The sequence below is a fragment of the Nocardia sp. NPDC050175 genome (genome assembly GCF_044459885.1).
Taxonomy (GTDB): Bacteria; Actinomycetota; Actinomycetes; order Mycobacteriales; family Mycobacteriaceae; genus Nocardia.
Map to the genome: position 1 here is coordinate 83,445 of NZ_JBITJI010000005.1, position 14,310 is coordinate 97,754.

Below are 14,310 nucleotides of genomic sequence, written 5' to 3' on the forward strand. Positions count from 1 at the left end.
CAGGGACGGGGCCCGCACGACCTCGGGTTATCTCCGATGGACGTTCATCGTTGGTGCTTCACGGTGTGCTCATGAGTGCTCGTGCCTGTTCTCGAGGTACTTCTCCAGGGCTGAGATATCCAGATTTCCGGACACTCTTAGTGCTCTGCCGAATGCTCGGCGCCGCTCTGCCGCGGTCAGACAAGCCGAGACGGGGTGCAACCAGGCACCCCGTCCGGGAAGTCTGCGCCGCGGATCGGGAAGGATCGTGATGGAATGCGGGCCGTTTCCGGTATCCGTTTCCCGTGCCACGATCCGCAACAGATCGGCGGCCAACTCGCGCTTCCGGCATCCGATACAGGTCCGAATCGGTTGCGCGTGCTGAACCTGTGTCCACTCTACCGCCGACCCGGTCGGATCAACGAACCGCTCCCCCGCGGAAGTTACCAACATGTCATCCCGACGGTCCGATTCCCGACCCGCGATGCCTAACGGACGGTGCGCCGCGTCGGTTCCGGTCAACTCCGGTGCGCCTCCGTCCGCACCGAGCCGCCGCCCATGTCCGGGGCGGCGTCGCTGCGGATATCGATCCGCCAGCCGGTCAGCCGGGCGGCCAGGCGGGCGTTCTGCCCCTCCTTGCCGATGGCCAGCGATAGCTGGAAGTCCGGCACCACGACCCGCGCGGCGCGCGCCTCGGGATCAACGATGGTGACCGACACCACTTTCGACGGCGACAGCGCATTGCCGACGAACGTCGCCGGATCCTCCGCGTAATCGATGATGTCGATCTTCTCGCCGGCCAGCTCGCTCATCACGTTGCGCACCCGCTGCCCCATCGGGCCGATGCAGGCGCCCTTGGCGTTGACGCCGGACACGGTGCTGCGCACCGCGATCTTGGAACGGTGCCCGGCCTCGCGGGCCACCGCGACGATTTCGACAGAGCCGTCGGCGATTTCGGGTACCTCGAGCGCGAACAGCCTGCGCACCAGATTGGGGTGCGTGCGCGAGAGGCTGATCTGCGGACCACGCGGGCCGCGCGAGACACCGACGACGTAGCACTTGATCCGGTCGCCGTGCTCGTAGGTCTCACCGGGCACCTGCTCGGCGGGCGGGATCAGCCCCTCGGCGCCGTTGATCTCGCTGCCGATGCGGACCACGATGGTGCCGCGGGCGTTGGCTCTGGCATCGCGTTGCACCACGCCGCCGACGATGTCGCCCTCGTGCGTGGAGAACTCGCCGAAGGACTTCTCGTTCTCGGCGTCGCGCAGCCGCTGCAGCACCACCTGGCGGGCGGTGGTCGCCGCGATCCGGCCGAAACCCTCTGGGGTGTCATCCCATTCGGAGACCATGTTGCCGTCGGCGTCCAGCTCGCGCGCCATCACCCGGACCGTGCCGGTCTTCTGGTTGATGTCGATGCGCGCGTTGGGCTGGTGGCCCTCGGTGTGCCGGTACGCGGTGAGCAGCGCCGACTCGATCGCGGAGATCACGGTCTCGATCGAGATCCCCTTGTCGGCGACGATCGCGCGCAGGGCTTCGATTTCGATGTTCATTCCACGATCCCTTCGGTCGGCGAATCGGACGCTGTTACTGATTCGGGTAGTAATGGTGTTGATCCTCGAACATCCGCGGCGTCGACCGCCGGCTCATCATCTTGCTGGCCAGGTACCGGGCGGCCGGGGATGATGCCCCCGGCGAGTTCCAATTCCTTGGCGCCCGGCTTGGAGAATTCCACTTGCACCACGGCCTCCGCGACAGCTGCGAGCGAGACCTGCACCACGTGGGGTTTGTGTTTGCCGCCGAGTACCAGGGCAACTGTATCGCCGCTCAGCTCACCCACCCTGGCCTCGAACTTCGCCGAGCCACCCGGTTCGGGAGGCTGCGCACCCTCGCGTAGGTGGACGCGCACCTTGCGCCCGCGCGCGCGACGCCAGTGCCGGTCGGCGGTGAGCGGACGGTCCACGCCCGGTGTGGTGACTTCCAGCAGATACGGCGTCTCGCCGAAATCGCCTGCCTCGTCCAGCAACTCCGAGAGTTCGGTGCTGAGGGTGGCGATGGTGTCCAAATCGGAAGGGCCGTCGCTGTCGACGGTCACCTTCAGTCGAGCCTGCGCGTCCGCATGCTTGCCGGTCGTCGAAATCTCGACGCCCTCGAGGTCGAATCCTCGGCGTTCGACGAGTCCAGCTACCAGCTGGCTCAGCCTTTCCTCGGTCGGCATCGGCATATGGGGCGGCTCCTGGTTCAGTTGTCACGGCGGTGTTATCTCTAGCGACCTGCGAGCAGTCACTAGCGGTGGGAATTTCTACCGAGGGTCTAGCGTAACGCGCCCAGAGAGTGTAAAGGACCAACGGGCAGGCACTACGCGCGCCACGTCTATGCCTGGTCCAGGGGTGCCTCGCGAATCTGGCACGATGGTGCCGTGCCCATCCGCCTTCCCGCGCAGCCGATCGTCCTGTGCACCTCCGGCATCCCTTCCGACCGGCACGCTTCCCGGTTCGCCATGGACCGTCGCGGCATGTTACGGCTTGCCGGCGGCGGCGCGGTCGGCGTGCTCGCGCTCGGCGCGGTGACCGGCTGCGGCGATGACAAGGTGTATGAGCCGGATCCGCTTGCCGCCCAAGAGGTTCAAGCCCGCACCGATGCCGCGGCGGCGACCGCGGCCATCGCGTTGGCACCGCAGCGGCACAGTGCGCTGACCGCGATCGCGACCGAAAGGACCGCGCACGCAGACGCTTTGAAGGCCGAGATCGATCGGCTGATCGGTGTTTACGGCGACGGCACCAAGCCGGTCCATCACACCAGGACGAACGGGCCCGGGCAGGCTACCGGCCCGTCCGCGGTGGCAACCGGGACGGCGATTCCGCCCAGTCCGCCGCCGTCCGTCGACATGCTGCGCGCTCAGCTCACCAAATCACAGCAGTCGGCCGCCGAGCTGGCGCACGGTCAGTCCGGCTACCGGGCGGGGCTGCTCGCCTCGATCAGCGCGGCTTGCGCCGTTCAGGCAGGAGTGTTGCTTTCATGAGGGAGCGCAGCGAGCGAATCAACGACACAGCGACCTCGGTCAGGCCGGAGCCGAGCGCTAGCGAGGTGCAGGAATGACCGATGCCGAACGCCAAGCGTTGCTCGATGCGCTGCGGGCCGAATACGGGGCGGTGTACGCCTACGGGGTGATCGCCGCGTACGCCTCTGCGGAACGTGGTCGCCTTGTCGCCGAGAACACCGCTGCGCACCGCGCCCGCCGGGACGCCACGATCGACGCCCTCACGGCCGCCGGTGTCACCGCGCCACCGTCGGACGCCGCCTATACCGTCCCGTTCCCGGTCAACGACCCGATTCCGGCCGCTCACCTGGCCGCGACGGTCGAAACCGATACCGCCGTCGCGTGGCGTTCGGTGGTCGAACGTGGTGACTCCGAACCTGTTCGGCGGATGGGCGTCGAAGCATTGACGGAAAGTGCTGTGCGGCTTGCCACTTGGCAGTCGATCCTGGGCACCAACCCACCGACGATCGCCTTTCCCGGCAAAGCCTGACCCACTACGCACAAAAGGCCGGTCCCGCAGTGGGACCGGCCTTTTCGCGTCAATGCTTACGGACGCATCGCGTACGCGCCATCATAGGACACGACCTCGGCCCACACCCGGTCGAAGCGGGGGCGGTCGGCGACCGGCGGACGCAAAGCCGAAGCGGCCCAACCCTGTTGGTCCGGGGTGGCGGTCGGCTTGCCGTAGAGCGTGGTGGCGTAGGCGTTGAAGTCGCGGATCTGGAAGTCGAAGATCTGGTCGAGCAGATCGCGATCCAGGCCGGTGAGCGCCGCCTGCTCCAGGATCAGCTGACCGTAGACCACCAGGGAGAACAGGTGGCCGATGGTCAGCATGAAGTCCAAGTCCTTCTGCTGGTCGGCGCTCGGAGCCGCGGTGCTCAGCAGCGTGCGCAGCGCCTGGGCCTGCTCGAAGAAGCGGCCGACGTTCGGGATGTCGGCGTGCTGCTGGTAGACCGGGGTCCAGTCGGCGAACTGCACCTTGCCCGCGCCGCGCGCCGGGCCCTGCTGCCAGAAGAACTCGTCGTCGGCGGCATCCTGACGGGTGCCGATCTCCGGGTAGTCCTTCGGGTTGAACAGGTAGTTCGGCATGAACTTCAGGATCTGCCCGACGTTCACGTGCACGGTGCCCTCGAGCCGGGGCAGCGTGTTGATCAGCCGGGCCACCTCGGCGAAGTAGGTGTTCTTCTCGAAGCCCTTGGCCGCCAGCACATCCAGCAGCAGCGTCATCACGGTCTCGCCCTCAGAGGTCACCTTCGACTTCGTCATCGGGTTGAACAGCAGGTAGCGCCGGTCCTCCAGGCTTGCGCTGCGGAAGTAGTCCACGGCGCGGTCGCTGAACAGCTTCATCGCGACGATGCGGGCGTAGGCGTCGACGAAATTCGTTCGCACGTGCGGGAACTCGGTGACCGGGTTGCCGTAGAGGATGCGGTTGTTCGCGTGCGTGATCGCCTCGTAGAAGGAGTGCTCGACCATGCCGATGCCGCCGTGGCAGAGGTTGAACTTGCCGACGTTGACGGTGTTCAGTGCCGCGGAGAACGCCTCGGGTCCGGTGTGCAGGATGTCCTGCGCGCGCACCGGGTAGTTCTCCAAACGGAAAGTGCTGACGTACATCTGCTGGTGCACCACGTTGCCGAGCAACCGGTAGTTCTCGTGCCTGCTGTCCGCGGCGAACCAGACGTAACCGTCCGCGCCCTCGATGTCCTCGCGCCGGGAGAACACCGAAACCATGCTCGCCACATTGCCGTTGCCGATGTAGTACTTCTCGCCGTTGGCGCGGAACAGGATTCCGGCCTCGGCGTCGGCGCTGCCCGGCTCGCTCGGGGTGAGCACGAGGTCGGTGTTGTAGATGTCGGCGCCGTGCTCGCGCTCGGACAGCCCGAACGCCATCACCTGTCCCTCGGCCAGGTCCGCGGCCGCCCGCTGCTTGGCTTCCTTGTTCTCGCTCTGCCAGATCGGGCCGAGGCCGAGGATGGTCACCTGCTCGGCGTACCAGTACGCCAGACCGTAGAAGCCGAAGATCTCCGACAGTGCCGCGTTGCGCGCCGCGTCCCAGCGCCGGTTCTCATCACCGTCGGCGTACGCGGCCGGGGTCAGGAAGGTCGCGAACAGCTTCTCCTTCGCGACGAAGTCCAGGAAGTCCGCCGTCCACACCGCGTCCGCATCATCGGCCAGCAGCTGCTGCTTACCCCGCGACTCGAACCACTCGATGGTCGCGCGCAGCAGCCGCCGAGTCTCGGCATCGAACTGCTGCGGGTCGTAGGTGGCCGGGTTGAACAACAACGCGTCGGTGCTCGTCATGCCGTTAACTTACCAGCGGGTAATCGCACTCCGGAGCGGGTCCGTCGTACTTCACACAGCAAATCCCCCCTACGCCACCGTAGGTCCCCCGGTCTGTTCCCCCCACCACAACCTCACACCGTTCTCACAAGCCGCACACCCCCTGCACCCGGTGTGCACCTCACACAAAAGGTGTACACACCCTCAATCCCACCCGATGCAATCCCACCCACCCGATCGATCACCATCACTCGACGGCATTCAACCCGAAAAATCTCGAGAACAGCACCACAGCCAGTCCTCCCGCTCCCAACCCGCACCTGTCATCACCAAGCCGCGGTAGAGAAGGTCGGGGACCCCACCTCACGTGCCCAGCACTACTCCGGTCATCCGATGAACCAGTCGAAAACCTCGGAGACAGCACCCACCGGAGATCTCTGGGCACACCAACCCGGACCAGTACACAAAGAGACCCCCGGAATAGTGCACCCATCCGGGCAAGTGCTTCTTAGAACTCCAGAGGTGGACAGTCCAGAGAAGCTGAAGACCTATCCACATTTTCCCGTGAGTAGTGCTGGGCGCGTCGCCTGCCGTACCCGGCTTTAGGTGCACGTCAGGTGCGCGATGTCGCGTTCCCGAGGTGGTCATCTGGCTGTGGTGGCGTTTCGAGAGCCCAAAAAACAGCGAAATCTCGGCTCCCGAGGTGGTGAAGCTACCGCCGTACACCCACTGCGTCAGCCCCACACCCAGTACAGGCGGTGTGGGGCTGACACAACGGGTGTACGGATAGGTTCTCACGCCGCGATCGGGTTGCGGTTGCGTCCCAAGCGCTTTGGACAACAAGCGGATGGCCGGATGTCGGCATTCGGCCCGTCGAGTGGTCCGGCGGTGGTCGCTGCGCATGAATTGTGCAGCCGCGCACGAAATTGCCAGCAATACCGTGCGCGGCTGCATAACTCGTGCGCGGGGAGGGCTTCCTTGCCGTTGGCGGCGCGGATCTGCACTGGGACTCGGGATCTGCACTGGCTTTAGGTGCCTAGAGCGAGTGCGGGGCCCGAGTTAGGGTGCGGCTGTTGCTGATTGCGGGTCGGGTTGCCTGCTGCTGGTGGGCAAAGCAGTGCGGCCCCGATGGTGTGTCCATCGGGGCCGCGGTGGAGGGGGTGCCGGTTAGCCGCGGACCTTGGCGACGACGGTGGCCACGGCCGAGTCGGCGGGGATTTCGTCGGCTGCGCCGGTGAAGCGGTCGCGGAGTTCGACCTTGCCCTCGGCCCAGCCGCGGCCGACGACGAGAACCAGTGGCATGCCGAGCAATTCGGCGTCCTTGAACTTCACGCCGGGGGATGCGGTGCGGTCGTCGAAGAGGACGTCGAGGCCTTGGGCGTTGAGGCCGGCCACGACTTCCTCGGCACCGGCGCGGGCGGCGTCGTCCTTGTTCGCGATGACGACGTGCACGTCGTAGGGCGCGACCTCGGCGGGCCAGCGCAGGCCCTTGTCGTCGTGCTGCTGCTCGGCGATCACCGCGACCATGCGGGAGACGCCGACGCCGTAGGAGCCCATGGTCAGGCGCACCGGCTTGCCGTTCTCGCCGAGCACGTCGACGGCGAACGCGTCGGTGTACTTCTGGCCGAGCTGGAAGATGTGGCCGATCTCGATGCCGCGGGAGGCGACCAGCGGGCCGCGACCGTCGGGCGAGGGATCGCCGTCGCGGACCTCGGCGGCCTCGATGGTGCCGTCGGGGGTGAAGTCACGGCCTGCGACGAGGCCGACGACATGCTTGCCCTTCGCGTCCGCGCCGGTGATCCAGGCGGTGCCGGTGACAACGCGCGGATCGACCAGGTAGCGAACACCGTTGGCCTGCAACGCCTTCGGACCGATGTAGCCCTTCACCAGGAACGGGTTGGCGGCGAAGTCGGCCTCGGTGAGCAACTCCACCTCGGCGGGTTCGACCGAAGCACCGAGGCGCTTGTCGTCGACCTCGCGGTCGCCGGGGAGGCCGATGCCGACGATCTCGGACTTGCCGTCCGGATGGTGCAGCTTCACCATCACGTTCTTCAAGGTGTCGGCCGCGGTCACCGGACGGCCGAACTGCTCCGCGATCCCGGCGCTATTGGCCCAGTCGACCAGCGTCGCGATGGTGGGGGCGTCCGGGGTGTCGTGCACGACGGCCTCGGCCTGTCCCTCGAGGGGCAGCGGCGCGGGCGCGGGCGTGATCACGGCCTCCACGTTGGCCGCATAGCCGGATTCGATGCAGCGCACGTAGGTGTCCTCACCGACCGGGCTGTCGGCGAGGAACTCCTCGGACGCGCTACCGCCCATCGCGCCGGACGTGGCCGCGACGATGACGTACTTGACGTGCAGCCGGTCGAAGATCCGCTGGTAGGCCTCGCGGTGCGCGGCGTAGCTCGCCTTCAGGCCGTCCTCGTTCAGGTCGAACGAGTAGGAGTCCTTCATGATGAATTCGCGCCCGCGCAGGATGCCCGCGCGGGGCCGTTCCTCGTCGCGGTACTTGTTCTGGATCTGGTACAGCGTGACCGGCAGGTCCTTGTACGAGTTGTATTCGCCCTTCACGGTGAGCGCGAACAGTTCCTCGTGGGTCGGGCCGAGCAGGTAGTCCGCGCCCTTGCGGTCCTGCAGGCGGAACAGGCTGTCGCCGTACTCGGTCCAGCGGTTGGTGGTCTCGTACGGGTCGCGCGGCAGCAGCGCGGGCAGCGAGATCTCCTGGGCGCCGATCGCGTCCATCTCCTCGCGCACCACGTTCTCCACTCGGCGCAGCACCCGCAGGCCGAGCGGCAGCCAGGAGTAGACGCCCGGCGCGATGCGCCGCACGTATCCGGCGCGGACGAGCAGTTTGTGGCTGGGCACCTCGGCGTCGGCGGGATCGTCGCGCAGGGTACGCAGGAAAAGGCGAGAGAGGCGGGTGATCACGGATGCACAGGGTAGTCGCTGGCCGAGCGATGTTCACAGCGCATTACCGTTATCGCTCGTGCTGGTGCTGCTGCCTCCCTCCGAAACCAAGTCCGACGGTGGTACGGACGTTCCGCTCGACCTCGGCGAGCTGTCGATGCCGCAGCTCACGGCGGTGCGCGACCGGCTCATCGATGAGGTCACGAAGCTAGCGACCGACCCGGACGCCTCGCGCGCTGTGCTCGGCCTCGGCAAGGGGGCTGACAGCGAGATCGCCCGCAACGCGACCCTGCGCACCTCCCCCACCCGGCCTGCGCTCGAGCGCTACACCGGCGTGCTCTACGACGCGCTGGACGCGAACTCGTTCACCAAACCCCAGCGTGCCAAGGCGTACGCACGGCTCGGTATCGGCTCCGCGCTGTTCGGTGCGGTTCGTGCGAGCGACCCGATTCCGGCCTACCGGCTGTCCGGCGGCTCGAAACTGCCCGGCCTGCCGACTCTTTCGGCCGTCTGGCGGGACTCGCTCGCGGATGCGCTGCTCGCCGAGGCCGCGGGTGATCTTGTCGTGGACCTGCGTTCGGGCACCTATCAGCAGCTCGGCCGCGTTCCCGGTGCCGTCACCGCCAATGTCCTCACCGAGCACCCCAACGGCTCGCGCACCGTGGTCAGCCACTTCAACAAGCACCACAAAGGCTTGCTCGCTCGCGCTCTCGTCCTCACCCGCGCCGAACCCACCGACGTCCGCGGCCTCGCCAAGGTCGCCGACAAGGCAGGCCTGCGCACCGAAATCGCCTCGCCCACCGAGCTATTGATCATCACCTGAGCGGCGGCTACTCATCGGCCGCGAAACCGCTTCCACCACCTACCCGTCCCGCGACTGTCGATGTGGATCGGCAGTCGCGCGGCTTGTTCCCTGGCTCACACACCGCGCGATCAGTCCTGCCGTATAAAGCCCGGCGGCGAACCGGGCGCGCCCTTCGACCGCATCAGCCCGCCGTCAACGTCGACAGTTCACGATCGAGGTTGGCCCGCGCCGCCGTCTCGAATCGTGTTCGGGCAGTGTGGGTTCGGAAGAGTTTCGACTGCCCGGCCAAACCTTGGAGTACGGCCGCCCGCCCGGCCCGGAACAGATCGTCGGGCACGTGCCGGTACTCCGCCCTGACCGCGGCGGTGTACGCGGCGTACCCCGCCTCGTCGGCGGCCAGCACCGCGAGGTCGGCGTCGCACAGGACCCCGCCGTTGCGGTCGTCGTCGGCCGGATCGTGCGTGGCGGTGAGGCGCACCAGCCTGGCGACCTCACGGACGAGTTCCGGTGCTGCACCAAGGGATTCGAGAACCTCCTCGGCCAGCACGGCGCTGCGCTCCTCGTTGTCCGCACGATCGACCGCATAGATCGCGTCGTGAAAGAACGCCGCGTACCGAACCGCGTCGACGCCTTCGGCGTCCCCGGCGAGCTCATCGATGACGCCCAACATGGCAGCCAGGTGGTCAACCGTGTGGTACCGCCGATGGTCTTCCTGATAGCGGCGGACCAGGTCCGCCCCGACCGCTCCGGCTTCGGCCCCCGCAAGTTCCGCCCACCGCTCGAGCAGGTCTGTCTCCGTGGATCTCCCCATCCACATAGTCTGCCGAGCCACCCGGCCGCCGACAATGCGCCGCCCCTGTGGCATACAGCACGTGCCCCCGAAAATCAGATGCGCCGACCAGCAATGGTTCCGTACCGTGGCACAGGAGCTCGGGGTTGCCGGAACGGGAGGATTCGGCGGCCCCGAGCTGAATGTTGGTGCACCGCGCGGTATTGCGCGGCGGGGAGGTAGAGATGACGAAGCTGAATCAGATCATTGCGGTCGAGAAGGGCATCAAGAGCGGTGCCCTGCGCGAGCTGTCCGAGGCGCACGGCTCGCTGCAGAAGGCGCCGCTGCTGGCCGGACTCGCGCGGACCTATCAGCCGAAAGACGAAGAGGGCGAGCAGCTTCCGTCGGAGTCCACCCGTGTTCAGGTGAAATCCGAGGAGGTGCTGCGGCAGACCGCGGCGACCCTGACCCGCCTGTTCGACGTCACCGCGACCAAGGACTGGGCCAACACCGCGGCCAAGGCCGATGTGACGGTGGACGGCGAGGTGTTGCTGCGCGACGTGCCGGTCTCCTACCTGCTGTTCCTGGAGAAGCAGCTGGCCGAGCTGCACACCTTCGTGAAGAAGCTGCCGGTGCTCGACGCGGCGGAGGTGTGGTCGTTCGACGACTCCTCCGACACCTGGCGCACCGACGCCGTGCGCACCATGCGCACGAAGAAGGTGCCGCGCAACCACGTGAAGGCCGAGGCGACCGAGAAGCACCCGGCCCAGGTGGAGGTGTACTACGAGGACATCGCCGTCGGTTATTGGACGCTGGTGCGCTTCTCCGGTGCACTCCCGGCCCGCCGCATTAACGAATTGGCGGTTCGGGTCGAAAAGCTACAGCGGGCAGTGCAGTTCGCCCGCGAAGAGGCGAACGGAGCCGAGGTCACCGACCGCAAGACCGGTGACGCGGTCTTCGGATACCTCTTCCGCTGAAAACCGCTCGGGGCCGACCGCCATCGGCCCCGAGCCCCACAGACTCCCTCGCCATGCGCGAGGGAAGCGCAACGAGCGCAAAACTCAATCTGAAGCTAAAGCTGAATCACACGGCGTCAGTGGGGGTTCGAGTCCCCCTCCGGGCATCCATGTCCGGGTGGCCCAACTGGTAGAGGCAACCGTGGTCAACCTCAGACTCTCGCTCCAGCACGAGTATTCGCCGCCGAACACCGCGGGACGAGGAAAGGACACGCCCGCGACGAGATGCTGGTTCAACTCCAGCCTTCCGCGCCCATGCGGAGGTGGTCTAACCGTATGACACGTCGCTAACCTGAAGCTCATCCGATCCCGACGCCGGGGTGTGCGAATTGGGCGGCATTCTGGAACCCGGGAGCAGGCTACGCTCCCGGGTTCTTCATATCCGGTGTCCGCGAGACCACCGGAATCCCCTCGCCGACAGGCCAGTTGCTCACCCCGAGCCGCTGCGACCCGCCGACGTTTCTCCTTGCTCGACCACAATGCCCTCCGACACCTCGTGGTCTTGCCCGGCCTCGACCGACTCCCGTCGATCGATGGCGTACTGCAGTGCCAGCGCGCCGAATACGATTACGGCACCGGCAATCTGATGCGCATAGAGCACATCGCCGCGCACTCCCACCCCGAGCGCCACGGCGACCAACGGCATCAGATAAAAGGCCAGCCCGGCTTGCAACGGCCCGACCGCACCGATCAACCAGTAGTTGAGCAGGAACGCCACCGCCGTGCCGATGCCCATCGCGATCAGCGAACCGGTCACTGCGGGCGTTGGATTCATCTTTTCCAGCAACTGCGGCGCGGTGACCACGAGCATCAGCAGCCCGGCGACGATCGCCTGACTCGCCGCCAGCGCGACCTTGGAATAGCCGAGCGTGCTGATCAAGTGCTTCGCGTACGCATAGGCGACGGCGTAACAAACAGCGCCGCCAAGGCACGCGAGCTGCCCCGTCAACGACGACCGGGACTGCTCACCCCACGGCGCCATCAGTACGATGATCCCACCGAACCCCAACACCGACGCGACCACCTCGCCACGACTCCCCTTGTGCCGCAACAGCAACCAGACAACAGGCAGCGAGGCCAGCGGCGTCACACTGTTGTAGATGCCCGCCATGCTCACCGAGACGTTCTGCTGCCCCCAGGCAAACAACATCCACGGCAAGGCCTGCCCGAGCACCCCCATCAGCAACAGCCGCGCCCAGATACCCCACCCACGCGGCAACTGCCGCCGCATCGCCACGCAAATGGCCAGCAGGATGGCCCCACCCAGCCACAGCCGTGCCGCCACGATCTGCGCCGGATCAGCGCCACCCAGTGCCACATCGACCAGCAGGAAGTTGGATCCCCAGATGGCCGCGAGTGCGATCAGAGCAAGGCGGCTAGCGGCGAGCACGTGAGCGCCCTTCCCGACGCCACCGGATAATTGTCGGTGAAGATGCGCAGCCCACCGTCGGCGTACCAGGCCATGATCTGGCCGTCCAGCCGCGCCCGCAGCTCGATGATGTCGACGACCGCCTTGGCACATTCATTGAGTTCCTCGTGGCCGACGAACGAGAATTCAGCGAGCAGATCGAGGGTGACCGCCTCGTGTTCCTCGTCCTCGTTGACGCCGGAATGCGCGGCGATCGGCTTGGAGAATTCCTCCGACAGATCGTGTTCCCGGCAGCGCGTGAGGAACAGGTCGAGGAAGTCGGGCTCCGGTTCCTCCATCGGGAACAGCGTGCTGATGATGCCGAGCGGGAATTGGTAGGCGTGCACGCCCATCGTTGCCATGATCGACATGGTCGCGGGCAACGGCTGCATGCGCAGCAGCTGATCACGGGTGATGCCCACGGCTTTCAGCGACTTTTCCAGCATGCGGTCGTGGTTGCGTTCGGCTTGATAGAACGCCATGAACTGCTGCCAGACCTCGATGCCGATATCGTCGCGCGCCAGCAGCGGGGCCAATGCGCGCGGGCACAAATGCGTGACGTGCCAGTATTCGATGGCATAGCCGATGATCTGCTCCCTGCTCAGCTCGCCGGAGACGAGAGCGTCGCTGAACGGGCTGTTGATGGTTGCCCGCGCCGCGTCGGCCGCGCGCTTGAGGTGCGCATAAGCACCGACGCCGGTGGTTCCGCTCGCCGGATCGACCGCATCCGAGTCGGCCAGCATGCCCTGCTCGTCGAGTGCTTCTAGTACCGCGTCGAATTCTTCCCGGCTCCCGGGGAATTCGGCGGCGAGATCGTCGGCCGATCGGACACCGGATGCCAACGACAGAAAGAACTTTCGGGATTCGTCGGCGCGTCCCTCGAGGTATTCGAGTTCGATCCAATGCTTGTCCGCCAGATAGGACAGCCGGATACCGTCGGCCGTCTCGGTCCGCTCGACCTCACGGCGCAAGGTCGGGCGCCGCAACATGTCATGACCGGCCATCTTCAACTCCTGCGGTGGTAGTAACGGGTGACGAGCCGATCGTGCGCACCAGCGGCCGACCGGGATCGCCGTAATAGTCGAGAACTCCGTTGAAGAACTCGGCATAGGCCTCGACGAACAGATGCGCCTTACCGACCAGGCGCGCTTCGGTGCCGATGGGAAGGGGCGGCAGCGCCGCGAAGAATTCCCGGCTCACGCTGCCGTGATCATGACCGGCGTTGACTTTCGCGTGCTGCCGCAGCGGCTCGACAAAATGCGGCGCGATACCCGCGGTGGCGCAGGCGCGCAGGAACGAATCATAGTAAGCGCCTTCGCCTTCGGCCTTTTCGAGACGTCCTTCGAGAATGCCGATGGTGGCGATGAAGAACAGCGGATCGGTCCGCGCCCACCAGGACAGCAATTTGATCAAACCCGACGTGGTGGACAGCGGGCGGGCGGCCACCAGGTCCTGGCGGCTGATCCCCAAGCCTTCGAAGGCCCGGACCACGATGTCGTCGTGGCGGTGCTCCTCGTGATAGAAGTCGTTCGCCATGGTGCGGATCGCGTCGCTGCTCGGATAGGACAGGATCGCGGAGTCGAATTCGCTTTCCCGAGAAAGGAAGAACCAGTTCTCCAGGCCGAACCCGTAATACACGTTCGGCTCGACCTGCTCCGGATGATCGAGGATCGCCCGCCAGAACGGGCCGTCGTAGATCAGCTCTTCGAGCAGCCGATTCACCACGTGTTCGACGGCGCTGAGCACGACCATCGGGGATTCGGCCTCGGGCACCGAGCGGTCGGCGAGCAGGCCGGCGATCTGCGCGGGGAGCAGGATCGTCGCGAGCTGGTCCGGCGCGACGCCCGTCTTCGCCGAGATGTCCGCGAGGGAAGTGGAACCATCGGTCGAGCGCAGCACCGCGCCGAGCTGCTCGACGGTGATATCGCCTTCCGGCTCGACCTCGAATGTCACCTCCCCACTGCGCAATTCGAGAGTGTCGGCGGAGGTGTCCGATACCTCCGCCAAGAGCTGGGGCTTGCCCGGGATTGTTCGAGTCACCGCGCCGTCGACCTTTCGTACCAAAGAATTCAAGGGGCGGGTGGGGCGCACCGATGCGGGGCCGCCCCACCCTTT

13 protein-coding genes are annotated in these 14,310 nt (G+C 66.3%); 4 read left to right on the forward strand and 9 right to left on the reverse strand.

Going from position 1 to position 14,310, the window contains the following annotated elements:
* Window positions 1-69: 69 nt before the first annotated feature.
* The 3 genes from ACIBK2_RS18125 to rimP all read right to left on the reverse strand — a co-directional run bounded on the left by ACIBK2_RS18125 (window position 70) and on the right by rimP (window position 2,200).
* Window positions 70-429, reverse strand: a complete 360-nt coding sequence (locus tag ACIBK2_RS18125; RefSeq protein ID WP_396969213.1) for a YlxR family protein — start codon at window positions 427-429, stop codon at window positions 70-72.
* Between the two features lie 68 nt (window positions 430-497).
* On the reverse strand, window positions 498-1,529 hold the full coding sequence (gene nusA / locus ACIBK2_RS18130; RefSeq protein ID WP_396968647.1) for a transcription termination factor NusA: 1,032 nt from the start codon (window positions 1,527-1,529) through the stop codon (window positions 498-500).
* Entirely contained in the window at window positions 1,526-2,200 is a 675-nt protein-coding gene (gene rimP / locus ACIBK2_RS18135) for a ribosome maturation factor RimP (RefSeq protein WP_396968649.1), read from the reverse strand. Before rimP ends, nusA begins: the two co-directional genes overlap by 4 nt.
* A 195-nt stretch (window positions 2,201-2,395) precedes the next feature.
* Here rimP and ACIBK2_RS18140 point away from each other — a divergent pair, with 195 nt between their 5' ends.
* A complete protein-coding gene (locus tag ACIBK2_RS18140) occupies window positions 2,396-2,998 on the forward strand; it encodes a hypothetical protein (protein WP_396968651.1) in 603 nt (200 codons plus the stop codon).
* A gap of 73 nt (window positions 2,999-3,071) precedes the next feature.
* Window positions 3,072-3,506 carry a ferritin-like domain-containing protein gene (locus ACIBK2_RS18145; RefSeq protein WP_396968653.1) on the forward strand — a complete coding sequence of 145 codons (435 nt, stop codon included), beginning with the start codon at window positions 3,072-3,074 and terminating at the stop codon, window positions 3,504-3,506.
* Between the two features lie 56 nt (window positions 3,507-3,562).
* On the opposite strand, the gene ACIBK2_RS18150 is transcribed toward ACIBK2_RS18145, so the two are convergent.
* Entirely contained in the window at window positions 3,563-5,314 is a 1,752-nt protein-coding gene (locus ACIBK2_RS18150; protein ID WP_396968655.1) for an acyl-CoA dehydrogenase family protein, read from the reverse strand.
* 1,146 nt (window positions 5,315-6,460) lie between these two features.
* Entirely contained in the window at window positions 6,461-8,218 is a 1,758-nt protein-coding gene (locus ACIBK2_RS18155) for a proline--tRNA ligase (protein ID WP_396968657.1), read from the reverse strand.
* A gap of 58 nt (window positions 8,219-8,276) precedes the next feature.
* On the opposite strand from ACIBK2_RS18155, the gene yaaA reads away from it, so the two are divergent.
* Complete coding sequence (gene yaaA, locus ACIBK2_RS18160; protein ID WP_396968660.1) at window positions 8,277-9,020, forward strand: peroxide stress protein YaaA; 744 nt, start codon at window positions 8,277-8,279, stop codon at window positions 9,018-9,020.
* Between the two features lie 163 nt (window positions 9,021-9,183).
* On the opposite strand, the gene ACIBK2_RS18165 is transcribed toward yaaA, so the two are convergent.
* A complete protein-coding gene (locus ACIBK2_RS18165) occupies window positions 9,184-9,813 on the reverse strand; it encodes a metal-dependent phosphohydrolase (RefSeq protein ID WP_396968662.1) in 630 nt (209 codons plus the stop codon).
* A 203-nt stretch (window positions 9,814-10,016) separates the two neighbouring features.
* On the opposite strand from ACIBK2_RS18165, the gene ACIBK2_RS18170 reads away from it, so the two are divergent.
* Window positions 10,017-10,748: a hypothetical protein gene (locus ACIBK2_RS18170; RefSeq protein WP_396968664.1), complete on the forward strand. Its 732-nt coding sequence runs from the start codon at window positions 10,017-10,019 to the stop codon at window positions 10,746-10,748.
* A 469-nt stretch (window positions 10,749-11,217) separates the two neighbouring features.
* Here ACIBK2_RS18170 and ACIBK2_RS18175 read toward each other — a convergent pair whose 3' ends face one another.
* Genes ACIBK2_RS18175 through ACIBK2_RS18185 form a run of 3 tightly spaced genes read right to left on the reverse strand, consistent with a single transcriptional unit; the run spans window position 11,218 to window position 14,235 of the window.
* Window positions 11,218-12,177: a DMT family transporter gene (locus ACIBK2_RS18175; RefSeq protein WP_396968666.1), complete on the reverse strand. Its 960-nt coding sequence runs from the start codon at window positions 12,175-12,177 to the stop codon at window positions 11,218-11,220.
* The gene (locus ACIBK2_RS18180; protein WP_396968668.1) at window positions 12,150-13,199 is read right to left on the reverse strand and encodes an iron-containing redox enzyme family protein; all 1,050 of its coding nucleotides are present in this window, start codon (window positions 13,197-13,199) and stop codon (window positions 12,150-12,152) included. Before ACIBK2_RS18180 ends, ACIBK2_RS18175 begins: the two co-directional genes overlap by 28 nt.
* Complete coding sequence (locus ACIBK2_RS18185; RefSeq protein WP_396968670.1) at window positions 13,186-14,235, reverse strand: hypothetical protein; 1,050 nt, start codon at window positions 14,233-14,235, stop codon at window positions 13,186-13,188. The genes ACIBK2_RS18180 and ACIBK2_RS18185 overlap by 14 nt, the downstream gene beginning before the upstream one ends.
* Window positions 14,236-14,310 lie beyond the last annotated feature (75 nt).